General features: G+C 59.7%; 21 protein-coding genes. 3 read left to right on the top strand and 18 right to left on the bottom strand.

What is annotated here, in order from left to right:
• Positions 1-21: 21 nt before the first annotated feature.
• From AC06DS_RS06795 to AC06DS_RS06715, 17 genes are all read right to left on the bottom strand, one after another.
• Complete coding sequence (locus AC06DS_RS06795) at positions 22-768, bottom strand: YggS family pyridoxal phosphate-dependent enzyme (protein ID WP_293791329.1); 747 nt, start codon at positions 766-768, stop codon at positions 22-24.
• Positions 765-1,526, bottom strand: a complete 762-nt coding sequence (gene pgeF / locus AC06DS_RS06790) for a peptidoglycan editing factor PgeF (RefSeq protein WP_477100315.1) — start codon at positions 1,524-1,526, stop codon at positions 765-767. Before pgeF ends, AC06DS_RS06795 begins: the two co-directional genes overlap by 4 nt.
• Positions 1,527-1,568: 42 nt before the next feature.
• On the bottom strand, positions 1,569-2,888 hold the full coding sequence (ftsZ, locus tag AC06DS_RS06785) for a cell division protein FtsZ (protein WP_477100314.1): 1,320 nt from the start codon (positions 2,886-2,888) through the stop codon (positions 1,569-1,571).
• 160 nt (positions 2,889-3,048) lie between these two features.
• Entirely contained in the window at positions 3,049-3,777 is a 729-nt protein-coding gene (locus AC06DS_RS06780) for a cell division protein FtsQ/DivIB (RefSeq protein ID WP_477100313.1), read from the bottom strand.
• Positions 3,774-5,255, bottom strand: a complete 1,482-nt coding sequence (gene murC / locus AC06DS_RS06775) for a UDP-N-acetylmuramate--L-alanine ligase (RefSeq protein WP_293791333.1) — start codon at positions 5,253-5,255, stop codon at positions 3,774-3,776. Before murC ends, AC06DS_RS06780 begins: the two co-directional genes overlap by 4 nt.
• A gap of 57 nt (positions 5,256-5,312) precedes the next feature.
• A complete protein-coding gene (murG, locus tag AC06DS_RS06770) occupies positions 5,313-6,428 on the bottom strand; it encodes an undecaprenyldiphospho-muramoylpentapeptide beta-N-acetylglucosaminyltransferase (protein ID WP_293791334.1) in 1,116 nt (371 codons plus the stop codon).
• Between the two features lie 4 nt (positions 6,429-6,432).
• A complete protein-coding gene (gene ftsW, locus AC06DS_RS06765) occupies positions 6,433-8,112 on the bottom strand; it encodes a putative lipid II flippase FtsW (protein WP_477100312.1) in 1,680 nt (559 codons plus the stop codon).
• A 10-nt stretch (positions 8,113-8,122) separates the two neighbouring features.
• Positions 8,123-9,667 (bottom strand): UDP-N-acetylmuramoyl-L-alanine--D-glutamate ligase, encoded by a 1,545-nt coding sequence (gene murD / locus AC06DS_RS06760; RefSeq protein ID WP_477100311.1) that lies wholly within the window; start codon positions 9,665-9,667, stop codon positions 8,123-8,125.
• Between the two features lie 75 nt (positions 9,668-9,742).
• Complete coding sequence (gene mraY, locus AC06DS_RS06755; protein WP_293791336.1) at positions 9,743-10,843, bottom strand: phospho-N-acetylmuramoyl-pentapeptide-transferase; 1,101 nt, start codon at positions 10,841-10,843, stop codon at positions 9,743-9,745.
• A 7-nt stretch (positions 10,844-10,850) separates the two neighbouring features.
• Positions 10,851-12,365 (bottom strand): UDP-N-acetylmuramoyl-tripeptide--D-alanyl-D-alanine ligase, encoded by a 1,515-nt coding sequence (locus tag AC06DS_RS06750; protein ID WP_293791337.1) that lies wholly within the window; start codon positions 12,363-12,365, stop codon positions 10,851-10,853.
• Complete coding sequence (locus AC06DS_RS06745) at positions 12,362-13,996, bottom strand: UDP-N-acetylmuramoyl-L-alanyl-D-glutamate--2,6-diaminopimelate ligase (protein ID WP_477100310.1); 1,635 nt, start codon at positions 13,994-13,996, stop codon at positions 12,362-12,364. Before AC06DS_RS06745 ends, AC06DS_RS06750 begins: the two co-directional genes overlap by 4 nt.
• Positions 13,993-15,885 (bottom strand): peptidoglycan D,D-transpeptidase FtsI family protein, encoded by a 1,893-nt coding sequence (locus tag AC06DS_RS06740; protein ID WP_448308113.1) that lies wholly within the window; start codon positions 15,883-15,885, stop codon positions 13,993-13,995. The genes AC06DS_RS06745 and AC06DS_RS06740 overlap by 4 nt, the downstream gene beginning before the upstream one ends.
• Before the next feature lie 146 nt (positions 15,886-16,031).
• Positions 16,032-16,934, bottom strand: coding sequence for a cell division protein FtsL (gene ftsL / locus AC06DS_RS06735; protein WP_293791340.1), 903 nt, complete (start codon positions 16,932-16,934; stop codon positions 16,032-16,034).
• A gap of 68 nt (positions 16,935-17,002) precedes the next feature.
• Positions 17,003-18,061 (bottom strand): 16S rRNA (cytosine(1402)-N(4))-methyltransferase RsmH, encoded by a 1,059-nt coding sequence (rsmH, locus tag AC06DS_RS06730; protein ID WP_293791341.1) that lies wholly within the window; start codon positions 18,059-18,061, stop codon positions 17,003-17,005.
• Positions 18,062-18,318: 257 nt separating this feature from the next.
• Positions 18,319-18,750 carry a division/cell wall cluster transcriptional repressor MraZ gene (gene mraZ, locus AC06DS_RS06725; RefSeq protein WP_293791342.1) on the bottom strand — a complete coding sequence of 144 codons (432 nt, stop codon included), beginning with the start codon at positions 18,748-18,750 and terminating at the stop codon, positions 18,319-18,321.
• Positions 18,751-19,526: 776 nt separating this feature from the next.
• Positions 19,527-19,928 carry a DUF3040 domain-containing protein gene (locus tag AC06DS_RS06720; RefSeq protein ID WP_473963423.1) on the bottom strand — a complete coding sequence of 134 codons (402 nt, stop codon included), beginning with the start codon at positions 19,926-19,928 and terminating at the stop codon, positions 19,527-19,529.
• A 149-nt stretch (positions 19,929-20,077) separates the two neighbouring features.
• Positions 20,078-20,503 (bottom strand): SAV_6107 family HEPN domain-containing protein, encoded by a 426-nt coding sequence (locus AC06DS_RS06715; RefSeq protein WP_477100309.1) that lies wholly within the window; start codon positions 20,501-20,503, stop codon positions 20,078-20,080.
• Positions 20,504-20,664: 161 nt separating this feature from the next.
• Between AC06DS_RS06715 and AC06DS_RS06710 the strand changes: the two genes are divergently transcribed.
• Complete coding sequence (locus AC06DS_RS06710; protein WP_477100308.1) at positions 20,665-21,297, top strand: GNAT family N-acetyltransferase; 633 nt, start codon at positions 20,665-20,667, stop codon at positions 21,295-21,297.
• A 64-nt stretch (positions 21,298-21,361) separates the two neighbouring features.
• Here the strand turns inward: AC06DS_RS06710 and metF are convergent, their stop codons facing one another.
• Positions 21,362-22,330 carry a methylenetetrahydrofolate reductase [NAD(P)H] gene (gene metF / locus AC06DS_RS06705; RefSeq protein WP_448308117.1) on the bottom strand — a complete coding sequence of 323 codons (969 nt, stop codon included), beginning with the start codon at positions 22,328-22,330 and terminating at the stop codon, positions 21,362-21,364.
• A 139-nt stretch (positions 22,331-22,469) separates the two neighbouring features.
• On the opposite strand from metF, the gene AC06DS_RS06700 reads away from it, so the two are divergent.
• Positions 22,470-23,639, top strand: a complete 1,170-nt coding sequence (locus tag AC06DS_RS06700) for a polyprenyl synthetase family protein (protein WP_477100307.1) — start codon at positions 22,470-22,472, stop codon at positions 23,637-23,639.
• On the top strand, positions 23,640-25,394 hold the full coding sequence (gene crtI, locus AC06DS_RS06695; protein ID WP_477100306.1) for a phytoene desaturase family protein: 1,755 nt from the start codon (positions 23,640-23,642) through the stop codon (positions 25,392-25,394).
• The last annotated feature ends 58 nt before the right edge of the window (positions 25,395-25,452 follow it).

Raw genomic sequence — 25,452 nt, 5'->3', positions numbered from 1 at the left:
TTTAATTATTAACTTCTTGGTTTAAAGTACTGGTCGCGCGCCCATAATATCCGTACCGACACGCACCAGCGTGGAGCCTTCCGCGATGGCGATCTCCAGGTCACCGCTCATCCCCGCGGAGTACACTGGGGCACCCACCACCCGGTCGGAAATCCGCTCAACGAGCTGCCGTCCACGGGCGAACACGGTCGCCGGATCTGCCTCCAGCGGGGGCACAGTCATTAGTCCGCGCAGCTCCAAATTCTCCGCCGCGGAGACGGCGTCGGCGAGCTCGTCGATATCCGCTTCCACTGCCCCGCCACGCTGCGGATCTCCGTCGGCACTGTACTGCAACAGAACCGGCAGAGCAGACTCGCGGTCGCCTCGTTCTAAGGCTAACGCGGCGCCACGGTCGAGCGCCTGCAGCAGCTTCAATGAATCGACGGTATGCACCGCTGCGGCCCATCGTGCCACGGAGTTCGCCTTTTTGGTCTGGACCTGGCCCACCATGTGGAACTGAAGTCCTGTCTCCGCCAATTGCGCGTGTTTATCGCGCGCTTCCTGTTCGCGGTTCTCGCCGACAGCAGTGACGCCCAAACGTACCAGCAGTCGGACGTCCTCCGCAGGGTGGAACTTGGTGATGGGCAGCAAATCCGCTCCCCCAGCGACCGCGATGCGGCGACGCACCTGCGCCAGGTTTTCGGCGAGCTCTCGGGCGCGCGGCCCGAGCTCTGCATCCCCACCTGGCAGGTCGCTCGGCTCGTGAGTTTCGCTCAGCTGCTCTGTCATGGCATCCACACTACGCCCGCTTGGCGGCCTGTCGTCCCCTCTCGGCGGTAGGAGAAGAAACGATCGGCGTTTTCCGAAGCGATAGTGCAGCGCGGGTCGGCGTCGATACTACGCACCCCGAGGGAAAGCAGTTGGCGGGTTAGACCAGCACGAATGTCTAGCCCGCTGGTGCCTTTGGCAGTAGTTGTGGCGGAACCGGGAAGTTTAGATTCCACATCGGCTGCCATAGCCTTCGGTACCTCGTAGTTCTCGCCGCTTGCAGCAGCGCCGAGCAGCGCATGAATATTGCTGGGAACAGCACCGAGATCCTCCATGCGAGCGATCACGCGCTTCAAGATCCCATTGCGAGCTCCCATGCGACCAGCGTGAACCGCCGCGACCACGCCTGCGTCCTCATCGGATAGCAAAACCGGAACGCAGTCCGCTGTAAGGACGATCAGGGCAGTCCCGCGCAGGGTGGTAATCAAAGCGTCGGTTGCTTCGATAATCGGGGAGGTGCCGGGCGTCAGGTGGTCGGCGGTGACCTCCGTAACGTTCGGCGAATGGATTTGCTCCATGAACACCAGTCGTTCCACGGCGAGTCCCAGGACATCGGCGAGACGCTGACGATTCTGGGCGACAGCCGCAGGGTCGTCACCTACGTGATCGCCGAGGTTAAAGGACCCATAGGCGCCGGTGGACACGCCACCATTGCGATCCGTAAAGACCTTCCGCACCTTAGGCTGGGGTTGCTGCTGGTCGTGGTTCTTAGGGCTCATGGGAAGCTCCTGCTCCTCACGCTGATTGCTGGATGCGAACTTCTAGTTGAAGTCCGGCAGATCCAGGTCGTCCTCTTCCTCCGACAGGTCAACATTCGCGTTGGTCGGATTCTGAGGCTGCTGGGAAGCAGTAGTGAACAAGCCGCCGCCCTGGTTAGGCTGTGCCTGCTGCGTCGGCTGCGGCATGGTGCCACGACGCTGCGCGAAGCTAGACTGTGCGCCTGCCTGCTGAGCCGGATCAACCTGCTGTTCCTGCTGTGCCGGGATCTGCTGTCCCTGCACTGCATACTGGGAGTTCTGGCCTGCCTGAGGTGCTTCCTGACCGCCGAACAGATTCGTCGGCTGGGCAGCGCCCGCGTCAGCGTTCTCGGACGCACGGTGTGCACCGGCACGCTGGTTGGCAGAAGGTGCAGACGGAGAATCGTCGAAGCCGGTAGCAATGACGGTCACACGCACCTCGTCGCCCAGCTGATCGTCGATGATGGTACCGAAAATCAGGTTGACGTCCTCGTCGGCCTTCTCTTCCACCAGATCCGCGGCCTGGGAGACCTCCAGGAGCCCCAGATCCGAACCACCGGCGAAGGACAGCAGCACGCCCTTGGCGCCTTCCATGGTGCTTTCCAGCAGCGGAGAGTTGATGGCAGCCTGGGTAGCCTTCACGGCGCGCTGTTCGCCGCGGGCGGTACCGATGCCCATCAGCGCGGAGCCTGCGTCGGTCATAACGGAACGCACGTCGGCGAAGTCCACGTTGATCACACCCGGGGTGGTGATCAGCTTGGTGATGCCCTCAACACCGCTCAGCAACACCTCGTCGGCCTTGCGGAAGGCCTCCATCATGGACAGCTGCTCTTCGGACATCTTTAGCAGGGAGTCGTTGGGGATGACGATGAGGGTATCGCATACCTCGCGCAGGGCCTCGATGCCTTCCATTGCCTGCTTGCTGCGACGACGGCCTTCAAAGCCGAAGGGGCGGGTAACCACACCGACAGTCAGGGCATTCTGCTTCTTGGCAATATTGGCCACGACCGGTGCAGCGCCCGTACCCGTGCCGCCACCCTCACCGGCGGTAACGAAGACCATGTCGGCACCGGCGAGGATCTCCTCGATCTGATCCTTGTGATCCTCGGCAGACTTGCGGCCCACCTCCGGGTTGGCACCTGCGCCCAGGCCACGGGTCTCCTCTCGACCGATATCCAGCTTGATATCCGCATCGGTGAGCATCAATGCCTGTGCGTCGGTGTTGATCGCAATGAACTCCACGCCCTGCAGCTGCTCGTCGATCATGCGGTTGACGGCGTTTACTCCGCCGCCGCCGACGCCGACCACCTTGATCTCAGCGAGGTGGTTTCCAGGATTCGTCATGTGTGCTTGTCCGCCTTCCTAATGAATTTTTCGTGCTTTGCGGTTTGCCGGTTTGCTGTTGCGTCCATCTTCCTAGCCGTCAAGCATTTAGCGGCGCACATTTTTGGTGGCGTGTCGTATCCTTAAAGTTCAACTTAAGGCTTAAGCTGGGGTTTCAGCCCTACTTCACGGTGGGCATCGCGGGGTTGGAAACGTTCCAATTTCCCTTACGCCCCAGCACGATACGGGTCGCTTCAGCCTTCTCATCCGCCCTGTCGGACGAACCCCAATACACCACCTGATTAGGGAAAAACAGGCGAATGCTATCTGCTGAACCAGCCTCGATCCCCTCCAACTTGCCCCGCAGTTCTGGGGACAAAGTCTGGAGAACCTTGGACGCTGAATCGATCGCGCGGGCATCGTCCGGCTTGGTTTTCTTAAACTCCAAAGCACCCTCGGGCTTCACACCCGTTAGGAACACCTGCCCGTTCTCGTCCACGACATGCGGCGTGTCGCCGTCCATCACATAGCCCACGGCATTGTGCTCAGTCACCTCGACGGTGACTGTCGTAGGCCAGGAACGCTTCACCGTCACCTTTTCCACCCACGCCACACTGGAAACTCCCTTAGCGGCGCTGGCCATGTCCAGGCGCAGCATGTTATCGCCAACATTAATGGTGCTGGCCTCGCGAATCGCTTCCACGTCCGCATGAGTCGTACCCTGCACGTCGATCTGCGCCACTTTAAGGATCGGCACCGCATACATCAACACGCCCAGCAGCACGATAAGCGCCACCAGCCCCGCGATAATCTTCTGCACGCGCTTCTTCGGCGCCCCATTCTTCTTCAGGAACTTCTTGCCCTTGGCGCGCGCTGCGCTATCGCTTGTAGTTCTGGACGCCCTACTCACCCGCGATCACCACGGTCCAGCTGCAGGAGAATCTCATCCGCCAGCATTGTCACGGTTCCCGCACCAATGGTCAGAACCATGTCACCAGGCTGTGCTAGGTCGGCAACGACGCCCGCCACGCTGGAGAAATCAGGTTCAAATACCCACTGGGTGGAAGCGTCGATCTTGTCTCCGATGATGCGGGAATCGACTCCCTCCACGGGCTCCTCGCGAGCGCCGAAGATATCCAACAGCACCACCTGATCAGCCAGAGAAAGTGCGTCGGCGAACTCCTGTGCGAAATTCATTGTGCGGGAGAACAAGTGCGGCTGGAAAACCGCCACAATGCGTCCGCCGCGAGCCTCCACTCGCTGGCGTGCAGCCGACAAAACGGCCGCCACCTCAGTCGGGTGGTGGGCGTAATCATCGTAGACCTCAACCTCACGACGAGTGCCGTGGTACTCGAAACGACGGCGTACACCGTCAAAGCCAGCGATACCGGCAAACACCTTGTCCACATCCGCTCCCAACAGCACGCTGCCCAGCCCCGCCGCCGTGGCATTGAGCACCATGTGAATACCGGGGATGGCCACGCGCAGGGAGTATTCTCCGGCAGCCGGGGTGGCCTCAGTCAGTCGCAGCGTGGAGACAGTCCCTTCGGCAGTCACCTCCGTGGCTTCGATAATGGCCGCTGGGGTAACGGAAGAGTGGGCGTCACAAGCTTCGGCCGTGCCATATCCCACAACGGTAAAGGACAGATCCATGCCATCGGCCGCAGCAGCTACCAAACCCTCCGCGAGCGCAGCCGACCCCGGATCGTCAAGGCAAGCCACCAAGTAACCACCTTCAACAATGCGGTGGGCGAACTTTTCAAAGACTTCGCGATAGGCCTGTTCGGTCTTGAAGTAATCCAGGTGATCGGGTTCGATGTTCGTCACGACCGCCACCTCTGGCGAGTAGGACAGGAAGGAGCCATCGGATTCATCCGCCTCGGCGACGAAGATATCGCCCGTGCCGTGGTGGGCGTTTGTGCCCGCACGGTTCAGCTGCCCACCAATGGCAAAAGAAGGATCCTGTCCCGCGGACTGCAAGGCGGCTACGGCCATCGATGTAGTTGAGGTCTTTCCATGCGTGCCCGCTAGTAGGAATGCACGCCTATCCTGCAACAACAGTGCCAGAACATCGGATCGACGAAGCACCGGGATACCCGACTCGCGAGCGGCAACGAGCTCCGGATTGTCCTGCGGGATTGCTGCGAAAGAAGTGACGACAACGGACGGCAGGTCGCCTAGGAGGCGCAGGTTATCCGCTGAATGCTCCACCTGGATCTGTGCCCCGGCTGCACGCAGCGCCAGAATGCTGCGTGACTCCTTCATGTCAGAACCGCTGACCTGGTAGCCGCGATCCAGCAGAATGCGGGCAATGCCGGACATTCCGGCTCCGCCGATACCCACCATGTGTACGCGTGTGAGATCCGTGGTTTGGGGCTGCTCGCTCATCGTGGAAGAAGGTGCCTTTCTAAGAAGGGAGGGGGAAAGTGTGGCTTCGTCAGAACGCTAACGCTTGTAGGCGGCAGCGATAATCTTCTGTGCAATTTTCTGTGCCGCGTCGCGGTGCCCTGCTGCGAGGGTGGCAAGGCTGGCGGCCTGCCAACGGGTCTCATCGCGCAACAATGGGATAACTTCCTGGGCGACGCGATGTTCGGTAAGTTCGGCGTCCTTGATGATTACTCCACCGCCAGCGTGAGTGATCGGACGAACGTTGAGCTCTTGTTCGCCATTGCCATGTGGCAAAGGCACGTAGATGCCTGGAAGGCCCACTGCGGATACTTCGGCGACAGTCATAGCACCGGAACGGCACAGGATGGCATCGGCGGCGGCCAGCGCCAAGTCCATTCGTTCGATATAGGGAACGGCTACATAAGGTGGCTTTCCTGCCTGGACCTCCTTGGGCAGCTCCACCGTATTTTTCTTGCCATACGCGTGAAGCACGCCAATGCCCGCGTCCTGCAGAGTCTTCGCTGCGCTCACAACGGCCTCGTTGATGCTGCGTGCGCCCTGGGATCCGCCGGTGACTAGCAGCAGCGGTGCTTCTGCATCCACGCCGAAGAACTCCCGAGCCTCTGCCCGTAAAGCCTTGCGATCCATTTTCAGAACTGCGTCGCGCACCGGGATGCCTACGACCTCGGCCTCCAGACCGGAATCTTCGACTGCTGCCAGACCCGTACCGCCCAGCTTTACTCCCAATTTGTTGGCTACGCCCGCACGGGCATTCGCCTCGTGGACGAAGAAGGGAATCTTGAGGGCGCGTGCAGCCAGATATGCCGGTGCGGACACATAACCGCCGAACCCGATCACCACATCAGCTTCCACTTCCCGCAGGATCTGCTTGGTTTCCTTGAGAGCTTTACGCAGGCGCAGCGGCAGGGTGGCTAGATCCTTGTTCAGTTTGCGGGGCACCGGCACTGGTGGAATCAGCTTCAAATCAAAGCCGCGAGCGGGCACCAGCGTGGTTTCCAAACCGCGGCTGGTTCCCAGCGCCGTAATGCGTGCATCGGGGCGCTGAGCGCGCACCGCTTCTGCCACGGCCATGGCGGGCTCAATGTGCCCTGCCGTTCCGCCGCCGGCAACGACGACTGATAGCTTCCGGTCGGCTTCTGGCTTCGGGTTCACTGGGCTAGCGCCTCCTGTGTCGGTTATCTAGATTTCTGCGGGTCTTGCGGGCTCTCTCCTGCCCTGAACTATCAGCCCGATTGCGGCTGCGTGGCATTGGTTTGGGAGTAGCCGTTGGGGGAAGATCCTGCCTTCGTACCCCATCGTAGCCACGCAAGCGGGACTCCCCACCGACCCGGCGGATCGATCGCTCCACCCGGTCGCGTTCCCGACGCACGTCTTGGCTGCCGCGGCCTGCACTAACCCGTTGACGGGTGACTGGTTCCCCATAGCTATAGGCCGTCTCACGACGCTCTGTACGGCGCTGTTCTCCGGCTTTATACCCCCGGGGCTCCGGGAGCATAAGGATACGGTCGATCAGCGGGCGTCCCTCGTGCTGCATGGAAGAAATCGTCTCCGGCTCATTGCGCGCACAATTGCACAGCAACCCCATGGAAAGCAGAGTGATGATCGCGGAGGAACCACCTGCGGAGATCAGTGGCAATTGAATACCGGTCACCGGCAGCAGGCCAACGACGTACCCCATGTTGAAAAACGCCTGCACAGCAATACCAATCGTCAGCGTGCCCGCCAATAGCCGGAGGAAAGGATCCGCCTGAGCCAACGCCGTACGAGTGCCGAAAAACGCAAGCATTCCGAACAGAATGACTACAATCACCGTGCCGAACAGACCCAATTCTTCACCAACGATGGCGAAAATGAAGTCGTTCTTCGCTTCAGGCAGATAAAACCACTTGGCACGGGACTGCCCCAAACCGGCGCCGAAAAGCCCGCCGTCGGAAAGGGAAAGGATTCCCTGGTGAGACTGGTAGGCCGCACCCTGTGTCGTAGTGTCGCCGAAATTCAGGGTCAGAGCATCCTTCCATGTCGTGATACGTGCACCACGGAAGCTCTTGCGGGAAATCGCGAATACTCCGAGCAATGCAACGCTACCCAGCATGGTGAAGAAGACCCGTTTATCAACTCCTGCAAAGAACATCAAGGCGGCGACCACGATGCCAACGGAGAACATCATTCCCAGGTCCTTTTGGAACAACACCAGCAGCATGATCACCGCGCTAATAGCAATGAAGGCACCCAGCCCGGTGTTCAAGCGCTGCGTTGCGCGTGCCCGGTAGCTCACAGTCGCCGCTCCCCACACTGCTAGAGCCAGCTTGGCCACCTCGGAGGGCTGCACACCGATGGGACCAATGCGGATCCATGAATTCGAGCCGACCTCGTCACCACCAACACCGATGCCGGGGATAAGCACGGCAATCAGCATCAAGATCGCGATCACCAACAACGACGGCGAGTACTTTCGCACTGTCTCCGGGCGCATGCGCAGTGCAAACCACATCACCACCAGGCCGATCACCACAACCATGGCCTGCTTGATGAACTCGCCGAACACACTCGCGCCGCTTGCATAAGAGGTCACCATCGAGGACGACAGCACCATGATCAGACCCAAAACGGTCAGACAGGCGGTAACGACCATTAGCACCTTGTAATTCAGCTGCGGAGTGGCCAGCTGTGCGGAGACTTTGCGCTGCAAAGACGCGAAGCCACGCTCATTGCTATTCGCTCGATCAGCCTTCTGCTGTACGCTCTCGCGCGCCTGTGGATCCTGTGCGCTACGTTGTGCGCGCTTCCCCGCGCCGGGGATTTGCCGTCGCTTGGAATTGGATGTCGGCGTGGACATGGAAAAACACCTACCCCTTTTCCTGCTTCGTGTGTGCTGCCGGATCGTCAGGCTGTGTGTGACCGGGTGAATCAGCCTCAGCATAAGCCAAGGCATATTGGGCAAACAGGTCGCCACGCTGGCTCATCCCGCTAAACATGTCCAGTGACGCAGCCGCCGGTGCCAGCACCACGCTGTCACCCGGTTCTGCCAGCTCGTGGGCGGCACGGGCGACGGCACGCATTGCTTCCTCTGGATCGGTGGCGTCAATAAGGGTGATCGGCAGTTCCGGCAGCTGCCGTGAGACCTCGGCGGCGAGTTCCTTCCGGTCCACGCCGAGAGCCACGACAGCTTTAAGGGCACCGCCGATCGCACGGATTAATCCGTCAACAGCTGCGCCCTTTAACTGGCCGCCGGCAATCCAAATCACGTTGTGCTGACCGCGGAGGGCTGCTTCGGCGGCGTGTGGGTTCGTGGCCTTCGAATTATCGATCCACGTCACCCCGCGGTGTTCCAGGACAACCTGACCGCGGTGAGCCTGCACCTGGAAGCCAGCTAGTGCGTTTTGGATGGCCTCCGGCGTCACGCCTACAGCACGTGCCATCGCCGCACTGGCCGCAGCATCGGCCAGTCCCGCGGGGCCGGGCGGGCTGATGCCTTGAGCCGGCGCCAAGTCAGTGATTTGGCTGGGATCGCCGAGGTTCGCCTCGACTAGCCGTCCATTGCGCACGCCGACGATGCGCTCGATATCCTTCGTTACTGGTGACGCCGCCTGTTCCGGATCGTGAATCGTGTAGGCACCGCACGCCGCTACCTGGCGGGCTTGTGCAGTGGACAGCACGTCAGCGTCGTCCAATGCCAGGATGGAATCCGTTGCAGTCAAGACCTGCGCCTTGTCTGCACAATAGTTTTCATAACTTCCATGCCAATCCAGGTGGTCCTCGGCAAGGTTGAGGATGCAACCCACCGTGGGCACAAACATGGGAGCCCAGTGCAGCTGGAAACTGGACACTTCCGCGACAAAGACATCCGATCGCGGAGCACCCCGGTGCTGCGCAGCCAACGCGGCCGCGGGTGCGATTCCGATATTGCCGACCGAAAGGGCTGCGCGCCCATCCGCAACCAACATGGACGTCAGCATGGCAGTGGTTGTCGTTTTGCCATTGGTGCCGGTAATGGCCAGCCACGTTCGTGGCTCGCCGAAAGCCCCTGCCTGGTCGGCCAGCCAAGCGGCGGCGATGTCCCCTATCACGGGAATGCCCAGGTCTGTGGCGCGTACCAGCAATGGGGACTCGGGCTTCCACCCCGGAGAGGTCACAACCATTCGCGGAGCCAGCTGGTCAAGCGAATCGGTAGCTTCAGCTACTCCCAGCAAACGGAGTTCGGTATCGCCGTCCTCGGCAATATGGCTAAGCACCTGTGCGTTATCGTCGGCGACCACGACGTGGCGGGCTCCGAGAGCACAGAGCATGGAGATCACGCCTCGTCCGGCCACGCCAGCCCCCGCGACCAGGATCGTCTCGGTGCGCATGGTGTGTAGGGCGTCTGCGGGTTGAAGTGCGTGTGTGGGTTCCACGGCTTTGCCTGTCCTTCGGGTTCTTACATTGCTAAATATGTGCTGTTGATAGTGAGCTACTGATTGATGGGCGTCTTACCAAGTGGCGGAGTTCAACCACTCGGCGTAGAACAATGCGAAGCCGGACATTGCAGCCAACCCGGCGAGCAACCAGAAGCGGATAACCACGGTGGTTTCGGCCCAGCCTTTGTTCTCAAAGTGGTGGTGAATCGGTGCCATTCGGAAAACGCGCTTACCGGTGGCCTTAAAGGAAACCACCTGAATAACAACGGAGGCGGCCTCAATAACGAAGATGATGCCAACCAGGATCATCAGCAACTCCGTCTGAGTGGTGATGGATAGACCTGCCACCAGACCACCCAGTGCCAAAGAACCAGTGTCGCCCATGAAAATCTTCGCCGGTGCAGCGTTCCACCATAGGAAGCCCAGGCAAGCGCCCAGCCCGGCAGAAGCAAGCATCGACAGATCCAGCGGATCACGTACCGCATAGCAGGCCGCCTGCGCGCTCACAGAACAAGAATTACGGAACTGCCAGAAGGTAATCAGTACATAGGTTCCCATCACCATTGCGGTCACGCCACCGGCGAGGCCGTCCAAACCATCGGTCAGGTTCACAGCATTGGACCAAGCGGAAATGACCAGGTAGATAAAAATCAGGAACAAGATGGTGCCCACGATGGCCGGACCAATAGCGATATCGAATGTAGCGATGTCGCGGATGGCCGAGAGGTGGGTGGAACCCGGAGTGAGGCCACGGGAATTCGGGAACTGCAGAATCAGCACGCCGAAAATAATTGCGGTAGCCAGCTGGCCAACCAACTTAGCCTTAGCGTTTAGTCCCAGATTGCGTCCCTTGACTAGCTTGATGTAGTCATCGGCGAAGCCCAATCCGCCCAGTGCTAGGGTCAACCCAAGCACGAGCCATCCACTTACTCCTGGACCTGCGCCAGTGGTAGCCAATCCCACCAGTACGCCCACCAAGTAGCCGAACAGGATGCCAGCAAGGATGGCGATTCCGCCCATGGTCGGGGTGCCGCGTTTCTTGAAGTGGGATTTCGGACCCTCTTCTCGGATCTCCTGGCCTAATCCTTCGGCGGAGAACCAACGGATCAACAAGGGTGTCAGGGCAACAGACACGACGAAAGCAACCGCACCCGCGATAAAGATTTGCAACATGGGTCTTTTAAGCTCCTTGGTCTTCGCCGATGAGCAGTCCTTCTGCCACGGCCCACAGTCCATCCGAATACGATGCCTTAATCAGCACCACATCCTGCGAGTTCAAACTCGTATCTAGGTAGTTCACCGCGCCGTCGATATTCTCGACAACCTGCGTGTCCACTCCACTTTCACGGGCGGCAGTGGCCAGTGCGTGCTGGTTTACACCATTGCCCACGATGACGGCGTGGTCGATTCGCCGCTGAGCGAGCACTCGGCCCAGCTCTGCATGTTCGTCACTCGCATCATCACCAAGCTCACCCATCTGGCCCAAGACAGCCCAGCTCTCCGCATCGGGGCGGCCCTTGGCTGTAAAAGCCAAAGCGTCGATGCCGGCGCGCATAGATTCGGGGTTGGCATTATAAGAGTCGTTGATAATGGTCACCCCGTCGGAGGTGCGCGTGCGCACGTCCATGCGGTTCACGCTGGCAGCGACATGGGAGCTCAGGGAAGTCGCAACCTGTGCGGCGTCAATACCCATTTCGATGCCCACCGCTGCGGCGGCGAGAGCATTGGACACCTGGTGAGCGCCGAAAACGGACAACTCCACACGCACCGGTTCACCCTTCGGGTGGTGCAAAAGGAAGCTGGCTCGAGCTACCGCGTCCAGCTCGATGTCGGTGGCATAGTAGTCTGCCGGCACTCCGGCGGCACCTGTGGTTCCTTCGGTGGAGAATCGCACTACGCGCGCTGCGGTGCGCTTGTCCATTGCCGCTACCTTGTCGTCGTCGGCGTTCAGCACGGCCAGGCCACCGTCTGCGGCCTGTGGCAGAGCTTCTACCAGCTCACCCTTGGCTTGGGCGATAGCCTGGCGGGATCCGAACTCGCCCAGGTGGGCACTGCCGACATTCAGCACCACGCCCACGCGTGGCGGCGTGACCGTCGTCAAATGCTGAATGTGTCCCACACCGCGAGCGGACATTTCGCTGACCAGGAAGCGCGTCTCACGTCCCGCGCGCAACGCGGTGTACGGCAGGCCGATCTCATTGTTAAAACTGCCGGGCGGGGCTACGGTCTCCCCCGCCTCCCGCAGTACCGCACCAATCAGGTCCTTCGTGGACGTCTTACCTGCGGAGCCGGTCACTCCCACAACGACCATTCCTTCTTCGGCGGCCAGAACGTCGGTGTTGTATCGAGCCAGCTTGTCGACGGCTGCCAACACTGCGGCACCGTGGCCTTCTGCGTCGAATTCGAAGGCGGTCGCATTGGAGGTCTGCTCATTCATCTGCACAGGTTCCGCCAACAGCGCCGGCTGCTCCACTCCCCGGCCTACAACTAGAAGGGCGGCGCCGTTGCGTAACGCAGAGTCCACAAAGTCGTGGCCGTCGGCTTTGGCACCGGGCAGGGCCATAAAGATCGCCCCGGGGGTGATCTTGCGTGAGTCGAACTCCACCGGTCCGGTTACCACGGCCTGTGGATCCGCGCCGTTGATGAGAGACCCGCCCGTCACGTCGGCGATCTGTTGTGTTGTTAGTTCAATCATCGCTGCTCACTACTTTCGCTCTGTCTACCATCGCGCTCTGAATGTGCCTGTGCCCGCTGGGCCAAGGCGTTCGCCAGCTCCTCCACATCGTCGAAGGGGTGCATAACTCCCGCGATGAGCTGGCCCTTCTCATGCCCTTTGCCTGCTATAACCACTGCATCGCCCGACTGTGCCCAGCTCACGGCAGCAGCAATAGCCTCAGCCCGGTCGGGCACGATCTCGCACACTGTCTCTTTGTCTTGTTGCTGCTTTTTCTTTTTGAGGACGCCCTCACGTGCCCCTGCATAGATCGCTTCCCGGATCGTAGACGGCTCCTCGTCTCGAGGATTATCATCCGTCACGAACACCGCGTCTGCCAGCTCAGCGGCAATGCGTCCCATAATGGGGCGCTTCTCGTGGTCACGATTGCCACCGGCGCCGAGGACAATCCCGATGCGAGCTTGCGGGTCAGGAAGGTAGTCGTGGAGGCTACTTAGCACCGCCTGTACTGCTCCCGGCTTGTGTGCGTAATCCACCATGGCCAGGAAGTCTTGGCCGGCTTCAACAAGTTGCATGCGACCTGGCACCTGCACATCCGCCAGCGCCTGTACTGCAGGGCTTTCAGATGTGAGCGTCTCCCCGGTTACGGCCTCGATACAGGCCAAAGCGACTAGGCTATTGGCTTGGTTAAAGGCTCCGGCCATGCCGATGCTGTAGTCCAGTTTGCGGGGGCTTTCTGCCCCGGTGATCTCCACCTCAATGTGCTGACGGCCACTGGCTGACACCTCTGCGGAAGTGATGACCCATGCAGGGTTGGTGTTTGCTTCCGGACGCTCAGCGGAGTCGTTCTTGGTGTGCGGATATAGCGCCACTGTGGACGAGAACTGAGCGGCGATGTCGCGCATACGCTCGCCCCACTCATCTTCACAGCAAATCACTGCGGTACCAGGCTGCTGGCCATCCTCCGCGCGCTCGAAAAGCAATGCCTTGGCCTGGAAGTAGTCCTCCATCGTCGGGTGGAAATCCAGGTGGTCTTGGCTGAGGTTCGTAAACGCCGCCACGTCAAAATGCAGGCCACGTACACGTCCGAGCTGCAATGCGTGACTGGATACCTCCATGACCAGGTGCGTGGCTCCCTCTGCAACCATGCGCGCCAGCAGCGCCTGGAGGGTCGGCGCCTCCGGGGTGGTCAGCGAAGTTGGAATTGGCTTGCCGTTAATGCGGGTGCCCGTCGTGCCAATCAGGCCTACCTTCAGCCCTGAATCCAGCAAAGCCTTTTCGACGAGGTAGCTGGTAGTTGTCTTGCCGGAAGTGCCGGTGATGCCAATGGTCTTCAGCTGACGCGCCGGGTGGCCATAAATCTCTGCGGAAACCGGACCCATCCATTCGCGTACATCATCGACAACAATGCACGGAAGTGGAGTGGGGGCGTCTTCAATAATCCGCTGGCCCGCGGCGTCAGTAAGCACGGCTACGGCATTGCTATCCGCGGCGAAGGTCGCTCCATGTACCTTCTGCCCTGGAACTGCGCAGAAGAGCCCGCCCGGTTGTACATCTCGCGAGCCGATTGCTGCCGATGTAACCTCCACGCCTTGCCAGGGTCCTGTGAGGGTACCACCGCAGATTTCGGCGAGACGTTTTACAGATGTCATTGATTTGCCTCCAGCATCAACTTCGGTCCGGGCTTTTCAGATGGGGAAACGTTGTAGTGATCCAGCATCCACGCCATGATGTCGTGGAACAGCGGTGCCGCGGTTCCGCCCGCGCCGCCGTCGGTTCCGCGCTGCGGATTGTCCAGCATGATTCCCACGACGAAGCGAGGTTTATCAGCAGGGGCTATACCCGCAAAATTAATCCAATAGGAAGAATTTGAATAGGCTCCGGAATCCGGGTCGATTTGCTGGGCGGTACCTGTCTTGCCGGAAACCTGGTAGCCATCAATAGCTGCCGGAGCGCCGCTACCCTGCTGGACTCCCGTCTCGTCCTTTTGGGTTACTGCGCGGAACATGTCAACGGTCGTCCGGGCAGTCTCCGGGGAGACTACCCGAGTTTCCTTAGCCGGGTCGGTGGGCAGCTCAGCGCCGTTGGAGGATGTGATCTTCTTGATCAATCGTGGCTCCACGCGCACGCCGTCGTTTGCCAGCGCCTGGTAGATGCTCGTCATTTGCAGCAGGTTCATCGACATACCCTGGCCGATCGGGAGATTGGCGAAGGTGCCGCCAGACCACTGGTTGAGCTCCGGCATGTAGCCGCTCACCTCATAGGGCAACCCCACTCCCGCTGCCTGGCCCACGCCGAACTTGCGGAAGTAGTCGTACATCTTCTCCTCGCCTACCCGCTGCGCGAGCATGAGGGTGCCAACGTTAGACGACTTACCGAAAACACCGGTGGTGGTGTACGGAACCTCTCCGTGTTCCCAGGCGTCCTTCACCGTTACACCGGCCATGTCGATGCTGCCAGGAATCTTAAGTACCTCGTCCGGGGTCGTTTTGCCCTCTTGGATCGCAGCGGCGGCAGTCATGATCTTGGCGACGGAGCCGGGTTCAAAGGAATCTGCCGTAGGGCGGTCGCCAAAGACCTTCTTACGCTTCAGTTGCTTTTCGATGTCACCGTTGGGATCAATCGAATCGCTGGATCCCATGGCAACAATCTCGCCGGTCTTGGAGTCCAAGACGACGGCGGAGGCAGACTTGGCTCCGGACTTTTCCCGTGCCTGCTGCAATGCCTGCTGCATATAGGTCTGCGCGTCAAGGTCGATGGTCAGCTCGTAGGAATCACCATCGACAGCGGGATGCACGTCACGGGTGGATCCTGGAATCAGGTAGCCGTCACCTGCGACGTCTACAGTGCGGGAGCCGTTGATCCCCTGCAATCGAGCGTCCTGGGAAAGCTCGAGGCCGAACTGCCCCTGGTTATCAGTGCTGATCTTGCCGATCATGTTTTGTGCGACCGCACCGTTGGGGTACTGCCGCAGATCTTGACGCTCGGCAGTGATCTCGGGGAATTCCTCAGCGACTTTCTCGGCGACATCCGGATCGACGTTTCGAACCAGTACCTCATAGTCCTTATCGCTCTTCAGCTTGTCACGGATGTCATCTTCTTGGATGTCATCGCCTTCTTTGTTGATCATCTCCGGCAGGCGCTTGGCGATATCCTCGATGCGCTGCTTTGGCTCCGGCACGTTCTCGGGGTCTAGTTCATGACGCTCCTGCATGAACGACTCGAGCTTCTTCGGGTGCACTGACAGGCTGCGGGCATCCATTGTGTAAGCCAATATCTGGCCGTTGCGGTCAGTGATCCCGCCGCGCAGGGCCGGCTCGGTGACGACTGAGGTGCGCTGCAACTGTGCCTGTGTGGACAAAGACGGGCTAGCGACCAGCTGCACCCAGACCAAACGCAGGATAAGTGCGAAAACAGTCAAGAAGATAACAAGGAACACAAGACGGACGCGTTTGTTAAAGCGCCCGAAGGAGGTATCCAAGATCAACCACGAGTTACCTTCAACCGTCCGCGGGGAGCGGCGGTCGTTACTTTTCGACACGTGGTTGTCCTCCTTTCTAATCACTCTTGGCTATTGTCCCCACAAATACGAAAACAGGCCGGGGTTGCTCCCGGCGTGTCTGAAGTTTTCGCACCGATCCTTCTCGCTTGTGAACCGCGCGGGAAAGCTGGTCTGGCCCCTGACGCTTATCGCTGCGCCTGGGCAGGCGCAGGGGCAGGGGCAGCTGCCGGAGCTGGACCCGGGGCTGGAGCTGGAGCCGCCGGAGCAGGCGCAGCTGCTTGCCCTGGTGTTTGCCCTGCCGTGCCACCGGAATAAGGCAGACCACCATTTGCCTGCGCATTCCCCGGCGCACTGGCATTCACGTCCGGAGCGCGATCGCCTGCCACAATCGGGTTGTTCGGGTGCAGTCCTTCAACCCGGTTGGTCTTCTCTGGGTCACTGGTAGCACCTCGGCGCTTGGCATTGCCGTTGACGTCCACAACGTCCTTGCCACGCTCCGCATCAGCGGGACGGGTTTCCTTAATCTTGCCGTTGCGATCTTCCAGGATGCCGGACTGCTTCGGGGTGACCATGCCCAGTTCGCTGGCCTCCTTAGCGATGCTCGCAGAGGATTTTGCGTTATTTACATCGCGGTTCAGGCTCTCAATTTCGTTTTCCAGAGTTGTGCTGTGCTTTTGCGCCTCGGCGATCTGGAAAGACTGCTTAGTGGTTGCAGCGGACAGCGCCATGACGGAGACAACACCGATGATGAACACAGCGACCGCTAGGGCGATACGACGAGTCAGCTGCGGATTGCCGCGTTCCAGGGCAATGATGCGGCGGCCACGAACGGATACCTGCTGGCGCGAGCCAACTCGGCTACCACCAAAGCGACGCGCACTGCGACCTACTGTGCCCGTGCGCTGAGCACGATCCGTGCGGGCAGCGCCCCAATCACTACGGCGATGGGCCGGGGCGGCGACGCGTTGGCCGGAGCGCTCTGGACGGTTTCCAGCGTAGGAGCGGTCGGTAACGACGCGACCGGCGGAGGTGGTGTGGTCGCGGTCAGTGCGCTGGCGGCGAGTGTGGATGGTGCCTGGTGCGGTCATGTGTTTCCTTCCGAAGGTTCGGAGGTTCGGATTTGTTTCTATCAGTGATGTTTGGGGGTTTTGCTTAGCTAACTGGGCGTGTCCAGCGGAAATGTGGTTTTTCCTCTGTCGTTGACCCTGCTGAAGGCTCTTACCCTCACAGGTGCTGCACGAGAGTTCTGCTCGATTTCTGCTTCGCTTGCTTTCTCGGCTCCCCGCGTGCGTAGCTCAAATTCGGCTTCCATCCCGGGCAGTTCCATAGGCAGCCCAGGGGGCGTCTTCGAGCTGCTGAGCTGCACCAATTCCTTCTTGACGATCTTGTCTTCCAGCGATTGGTAGCTCATAAACACGCCTACGCCGCCGACGTGGAGCCAACGGGAAATCTCGGGAATCAGCTTCTCCAGGGATTCGAGTTCTGCGTTAACCTCAACACGGAGTGCTTGGAACGTGCGCTTGGCCGGGTGTCCACCCGTTCGACGAGACGCCGCCGGGATCGTGGCATAGAGCAACTCAACAAGCCGAGCGGAGCTGTCGAAAGGTTGCTTCTCCCGCTCACGCACAACGGCGGAAGCGATCTTCCCTGCGAACCTTTCATCGCCATAGGTCTTGAGAATGCGAGCAATCTCGCCGTGGCTGTAGGTATTCAGAATGTCGGCAGCAGTCAGAGGGCTGCTGGGATCCATGCGCATGTCCAGCGGCGCATCGACTGCATAGGCGAATCCGCGCTCCGGTTGATCGAGCTGCATGGAGGAGACGCCCAGGTCGAAGAGGAAACCAGAAATTCCACTCTCACGCACGCTGGAAGGAATTGCCCCTTGATCCATGAGGTCTTCAAGCGCGTCGGTCACTCCGTCAAAGCGTGTCTGATAGGAAACGAAGCGATCGCCGTAGCCTGCCAGACGTTCATTCGCCTCTGCGAGCGCATTGGGATCACGGTCTAGCCCCACCACGATGGCGTGCGGAAAGGCGTCGAGAAAAGCTTCGCTGTGCCCACCAGCACCGAGGGTGCCGTCTACGATTAGGGGGCGTTCCGGCGCCTGGGCACTGTGCACACCCAACCCGACAAGCTCAACCATGCGGTCGCGCATGACTGGAATATGGCCGTGCTCGTTGTGCGGCTTGGCCGGCTGTGCCTGCCCGTCGGTCATTAGCTTTCCCTCCTTCCCTAGCTGCGCTATCTCTAGATTCCTATCCCCAAACTGGGGCTCTTTGTATTTCATGAGCCACATAGATACTTATGTGACTCAAAAGTTAAAAGAGTGCGAACAGGGCCTCACCTGCGTGGGTACGGGCTTGACATCGGGGAAGTACGTCAAGGTTCCGCGTCGTCCACGCAGGTAAGGGCCTGCGCACACTCTGTTGTCCACTATTAATTTGTCGTCTTGCGTTGTCGTTCCACGCGCTTCTAGAGGAAGGAAGCCAGCACTTCGTCGTCGCCGTCCGAGAAATCCTCTTCGTGCTCAGCGCTGTATTCTTCCCAGCTCGCGGCATCCCAAATCTCAATGAAGTCGACATTGCCGATTACTACGCACTCCTTCGAGAGCCCCGCGTAGTTACGGTGCAACGCCGAAACCGAAATCCTCCCCTGCGAATCCAGCGCCTGCTCATCGGCGCTGGCAGCAAGGTTTCGCACGAATGCGCGAGCCTTCGGGTTGGTGCGCGAAGCCTCAGCAGCCTTCTTTGCCCGCACAAGGAATTCAGCCTTGGGATATACAGCCAGGCTGCGATCCTGCCCTTTCACAACCATCAAGCCGTCCGCAAGTTCTTCGCGAAACTTCGCCGGCAGAGTCAATCGACCCTTGTCGTCGAGCTTCGGCGTAAAGGTGCCGAAAAACATGTCATCGGCCCCTTTCTATGAATGATCTTGCGCCTTGCTATGCCGTGTCCGTTGTGAATCAAGGGTAAAAATCACCCTGAACATTGGTTTCTCTATGAAGTTTGGAATTGTTGGTACAGCTTCACCCCAACGATCCCCACTTTACCCCACTCCTCCCCACAATCTCTACAACACGAGCTTTTGTGTGCGCTTTTTTCTCCCCACTTCTTTCTCAAAGTGTCCCCAACCAGCACTCTAGCCACAAAGCACACCTTCACAACCAACGCACGATCTTTACATCCCCCCTCTTCTTTACTACGACGCCACACTCTCCCCCACCCCGAGCCCCCTACTAAAAGCACCGTTTTAGCACAGGTAGACAGCGTTTCCCCCTTACACACGACCACCCTTCACCCCGGATGACTATGCATAGAATATTCAAAGTGGGGGAAAGTGGGGCGCCCACACCCAACTCGCACACCGAAAAATAAGGTTTACCTTTTGAGTGCTAGCCTGAATTATGTAGCAAGTTCGATACCGACCAAGGAGATACGACATGCGCTACACAACCGGCAACTACGAGGCATGCACCCCACCCCTAGAGATCGAAAATGCCAGCGTGCTGGATAGGTTGTACTGACTCAAACTCGATGCCCCAACAATTCCCACATCGCGCCACGGTAAATCCCCGAAGAAGTAGAAGCCCCCTGACTCAAGGGTGAAACTAGCCCCAGCCGCAAACTAAAAACCACCGTCCTCCCGGCTGGGAGGCGGTGGTTTTCTTGTTCCGCAACGCTTTAACGCTCAAAGCGACGGCGGAAACTATCTTCCATCCGATCGCCGAGCCCTCCACCGGACGTTCCCTTCAGGGCACGTGCCTTGCGGGGCTTTCCCGCCTTGGAGCGCTTGATAGCTGCAGCCTCCGGATCCTCATTCGGCTGGAAAGCCAGCAAGCCACCACCGAACATGATCAAAAATCCGAGGACACTTAGAGCCACGAACCACAGCGACAGTTGAGAGGCTGCAATCCCACCAACCATCACCGTGAGCCCGAGAACAATGAGCGCGATAGAACGGATGTTGAAGTTCATTGTCCGCTCGCCATTGGTGGAAGCCTGCTTCGCCAGGCGCGGATCCTCAGCAATCAGCGCCTGTTCGATCTCCGCGAGCATCCTCTGCTCTTGCTCTGATAGAGCCATCGCGACCTCCCAATTCTTTGCGGCTACTTCTTCCAACGGACAACCCGCAGAAAAAGTTTCCAGCCCTGGCGCGTTACACCCGTGTTTACCCCACCCACCCTACATCAACCTGCGGTTTTCAAACAATGATAAGCATTGTTTGAGGAGCTCTAGGCCACCTTTGGTAGGTAATCCACCGCCGCTCGCGCTAGGTCCACTAGATCGCAAGCATCGTGGTAAATCACGCCCCGGGAATCCGCAGGTATTCCCTGACTAAGCCCCAAGCCAGCCCGGCTCGCCACTCGGGCATGTGCCTCAAAGGTTTCAGCCCAGTCTTTAAGATCCGGACGAAGTACCCTCAGTTTTGCCCACGCACTTCCGGAAGGACGACGCTTCCGCGTGGCCATCTCCCACTCAATCAACGCCCCTGCCGCCCTCAATCCGGCGCGGTAGGCATACACAATCGCCTCTGGCTCACGAAGTTCCGCTCGCGACAGCGCCAACTGTCGCTCTGCCTCGTCCAGGAACCCCCTCGCGCCCAGGGAGCGACTGTACCCAGCCCGGGCTCCAATCTGCTTTTCCTGTACGGTCATCATTCTCATCCCCTAGTTTGCTCAGTCGCTGTCCTATGCAAGGTTTAGGTCTCACATTAGAAAGTTCCCTGGACACCACCCAGCCCCAAGCCGACAATAATCGAACACATGTCTTATTGTCTATTTTTGAGTTCATTCCGCCAGAAGGTGGCACTATTGTTTCCATGCCCCAGGACACGTACTCCCAGCCAACTCCCGACGATTCCTCCCTGCGCGTGTCCATCACCCCTGTCAACAACCGCCAGTTCATTGCGCGGCTCGACGAGCTCATCGACATTCACCTCGCCGCAATGAACTACCCCAAAGAGACCCATCCACAGCGCAAATCCCTGTGGTTCTACAACGCCTCCCAGCCGGACTTCACCTGCACCATGGCGCTCCTACACCACGTTGACGAGGCCCCAGATCCCGACAATTCACGCCAGCGTTGCATCGGAATCGGCTTCACCTTTCGCGGTTCCCCGCAAACATGGTGGTATCGGCAGGTCGCACGCGGCCTGGTTCTTAACGGATACTCCCGCACAGAGGTCTCCCGCATACTGCATACCTACGCAGAGCTCTCCGAGATACATGTCCTGCCCCCAGCGCAGGGTGAGGGCGTCGGCACCAAAATCCTCAACGACCTCCTCCAGCGAACGCCGCAGAGTACAGTGATGCTCTCCACTCCGGAGGTAGAAGGTGAAGCAAATGCCGCCTGGCAGCTTTATCGCCGAGCCGGGTTCACCGATGTGCTGCGAAACTTCAAGTTCCCTGCAGATCCGCGACCATTCGGCATCCTGCAGCGAACGTGCAACTAACTCACCAATAGCTCACCAATACAGGGCCACTGCTGGGCATCTAGCGACTCCACTACCGAGGTGCCTAGCGAACCATGTCGTGCCCAAGCCCCTGCCCCCATGCTGGCGCCATTCCCAAATTGTGCAGAACCTCCTGCGTAGCCCGCACGTTATTCATCGTCATGAAGTGCAGATCTGGCACGCCTTCGGCAATCAGGCGCTCCGCCATCTCGGTGGTCACCTCAATGCCCACCTCGCGAATGGCATCACGGTTAGCCACCTCATCCCCTGCAGCGGCATCGAGTAGACGCTTCTCCAATTCCGGTGGCAGGGCAGCACCCGCCAGCTCCATTTGGCGCCGCACGCTACGCAGCGACGTAATCGGCATAAGCCCTGGGATGATCGGCTTCTGCCCATGTTCCGGGTCCGCCTTGGCTAACCGGTCACGCAGACGCAGGTAATGGTCCACATCAAAGAACATCTGTGTAATGGAATACTGTGCCCCGGCGCGAAGTTTCGCCAAGGTGTATTCGGTATCTTGCTCTAGCGATCCGGTGCGGTAGTGACCTTCCGGGAAGCTGGCGATACCGATGTCAAAGTCCGCACATTCGGGCATTTCACGAATCATGTCGATCAACTCGCTGGCGTAATTTAGACCACCCGGTGTAGCCACCCATTCAGCGTTAGGGTCGCCCGGCGGGTCGCCGCGCAGAGCTAGCAGATTGGTCAGCCCCAGCGATGCATAGGTGCGCAGCATCTCCCGCAGCTCTTCCTGTGTGTGCTGCACCAGCGTCATATGCACCAGAGTGGTCAGCGGCTTGGTGCCCAGTCGCTCGGCAACACGCAGAGTGCGCTCGCGGGTGCTTCCGCCGGCGCCGTAGGTCACGGATACGAAGCTCACACCGAGATCGTGGAAAGCTTCCGCTGCATTCCAGAGCCGCTCCTCGGCAGCGTCATCGCGCGGCGGCATGAACTCGACAGAGAACGGTACACGCCCCGGCGTATGGAGGGAAAGTGACTGGGATACGGCAACCTGCCTGCGGATACTAGCCATACCCAAAGATCATATAGACAGAGCTGTCCATTTCAAGACATTGGCAATAATTCGCCTAAATTCGATACTCGCTCACCCCCACGCCCCGCCATACAAGCGTTCTTCGCACTTGACGCCCAACCGCTTAGAATGGAGAACCATGAGTACCGATGAGCAGGCAGCACACCCCTGGCGCCTCGATTCCCCACTGTCCGCGGTCAAAGCCGCCGTCGATGCCCAGCTAGTTGAGTATTTGAACCACTCGCACGAGGAGTTTTCTCATATCAATCCCCTCGTCAGTGGTGCCATCACGGTACTTCGTGACTTTATCGTCAACGGTGGTAAGCGCGTGCGTCCGACTTTCGCCTGGGCAGGTATCCGCGCGGCGCTCGAAGGCGGCGGCGGGTCGTTGGAGGCTCTTTGTGAAAAGGAAAATGACGCCACCGCGTCCCTCACCACCAACTTCACCCCCCACTCCGTACTCAATGCGCTGTCCGCTTTCGAATTCATCCAGGCCTGTGCACTGATTCACGATGACATTATCGACCGCTCTGATACCCGGCGCGGCTTCCCCACTGCCCATCGCACCTTCGAGGGCAAGCACCGCGAACGCGGTTGGTTGGGCTCTTCTGAGCACTATGGGATAAGCCAAGCTATCCTCCTCGGCGATCTCGCTTTTGCCTGGGCAGACGATCTGTACAACGATTCGGGTCTCAGCGATGTCGCATTGCGTCGAGCCCGCCCCGCGTGGCGCGCGATGCGCACTGAAGTTATTGCCGGCCAGATTTTGGACATTGCCGTCGAGGCAAACGGTAGCGAGGATGTTGCAGACTCCTTCGCCGTCATTAAGTACAAGACCGCCTCCTACACCGTGGCCCGACCGCTACACATCGGAGCTGCGCTGGCGGGAGCCAATGAACAAACTCAAACCATGCTCCGCGGGGTGGGTCAGGACATCGGCGAGGCCTTCCAATTACGAGATGACCAATTGGGTGTCTTCGGCGACCCGGAAGTCACAGGCAAACCATCTGGCGACGACCTACGCACAGGGAAACGTACGACACTCATCAACGAGGCATTGCGCCGAGGTAGCGCAGCCCAAGTCGCCGCCCTTCGAGAGGGGCTGGGACAAGGCGAGGAATCGTCGGAGGCTGACATCGAGCGTCTGCGGGACATCATCCACGACACTGGCGCACAATCCGAGGTAGAGGCTCTCATCGAAGCACGCACTCAAAGAGCCATCGAATCTCTAAAATCCGGCGGGTTGGGTACAGACATCACCACAGAACTGACTGCCTTGGCGGACAAACTAACGCACCGGAGGTTTTAAATGAAGCTATCCACTCGCTCCGCCGATGGGCGGCGACACCTGAGCCTACCGAGCCCTTTGGTGCCAATGACGCGCCCCACATTGCGCCGACGACTGCCAGGCAATGGCGAGCACGTCGTTGTAATTGGCGCAGGTCTAGCGGGACTCTCCGCCGCACTGCGCCTGCTCTCCGCAGGACGGGATGTCACAGTCATTGAGGCTTCCAATACCGTCGGTGGACGCTGCCGCAGCGAGCAACTCACCAGTGCACACGGAGACTACATCGCCGATACGGGCGCTACCGTTTTGACGATGCCCAGCCTGATCGAATCCGCGGTAGCTTCCGTCGGCATCGACCTGCGCTCTGATTCTGCTGCCAAGCAGCTTGGTTTGGAGCATCCATGGGCGCCACGGCGACTCGCGCCGGCCTATCATGCACAATTCGCCAGTGGACGTCACGCCGAGGTGTTCGCCGGACGCGACGCGATGGTGGCAGAGATACGCCGTTTCGCAGCATCCAAAGGTCTGGATAAAGCGGCGGCGGACAAGCTTGCAGCCGGTTACCTTCACCACCGCCAGTGGTCCCAGGATGTCTTCAGTGCCAGTTTCGAAAACTTCTTGGCCGCGGACTTCGACGGTGCGCTGGATTTGTTTTCCACGCCCGCTGCGGCGTCGGACCTCAGCCACTTGGGCTCCCTCGGCGCCTTCGGCAGCCTCGGCAAGACCGCGGCACGGCACCTCCCCGATACCGAGCTACAGCGGCTCTTTACTTTCCAAGCCCTGTACGCGGGTGTGGCACCGAAGAACGCGCGCGCCGTCTACACCGTGATCTCGCACATGGATACCTCCATGGGCGTGTTCTACCCCAGCTTCTCCATGAGCGAGGTTCCCGAGGTCATGGCCGCCGCTGTGCGCGCTGCGGGTGGCCGAATCATCACCGCAGACCCCGTCGAGCACGTGGACTTCTCCGAGGATCTGATTACCGGTGTACGCACCCGCACCGGCGAACACATCCCCTGCGATGCTGTCGTGGCAACCCCCGACCTTCCGGTGATTGGCAATCTGCTGACACAATCGGGGCGCACGAGTGGGCTGGTGTCTCGTTCCTTTGTCCGCCGGTTGTGGCGCAAGGCAGCGCCACTGCGCTGGTCCCCTTCGGCCGTCGTGATCCACGGAACCATCCCCACGGCCGTGTCCGGCGCGTGGGATTCCCAAAGCCATCACACCATTAGTTTTGGCGAGGCATGGGACGAAACCTTCCGCGAGATTACGGCCACTCACGGTCGGGGGTCGCTGATGAGCGATCCTTCACTGCTGCTCACCCGTCCGGCACGCACGGTGCCCGAACGTGCCTTTGGTGGCGACGCCACGTCCCCAAGCACGGACACATTCGAACCCTTGAGCATTCTCGCTCCGGCACCGAACCTGCGCTCCGCGGACATCGACTGGCACAACATCACCGAACCCTATGTCCAGGAGCTCTTAAGGGGCTTGGAGTCCCGCGGATACTCTGGCATCACCGAGAACTTCCGTGTCGCACGGGTGGAAACGCCGGCAACATGGCAGGCGGATCACGGCTTCGGCGCTGGTAGCCCCTTCGCATTGGCGCATTCCTTTACCCAGACCGGCCCCTTCCGTCCCCGTAATGCCCGCGCATTCGGAGTGGACAATCTAGTACTTGCTGGATCCTCTACTACCCCGGGCGTGGGCGTGCCGACCGTAATCCTCTCTGGAGCGTTGGCCGCCCGTCGCATCACTGGCGGTGGTGTGTTGTGACGGCCGGTGAGGCGTTTCTAGAAAAGGCGCGCAACCGACTGCAATCGACTAGCTACAG

This window comes from Corynebacterium sp. TUM25015 (assembly GCF_056393505.1).
The sequence above is the reverse complement of the archived record's forward strand: the minus strand, read 5'-3'. Positions and strand labels throughout refer to the sequence as shown.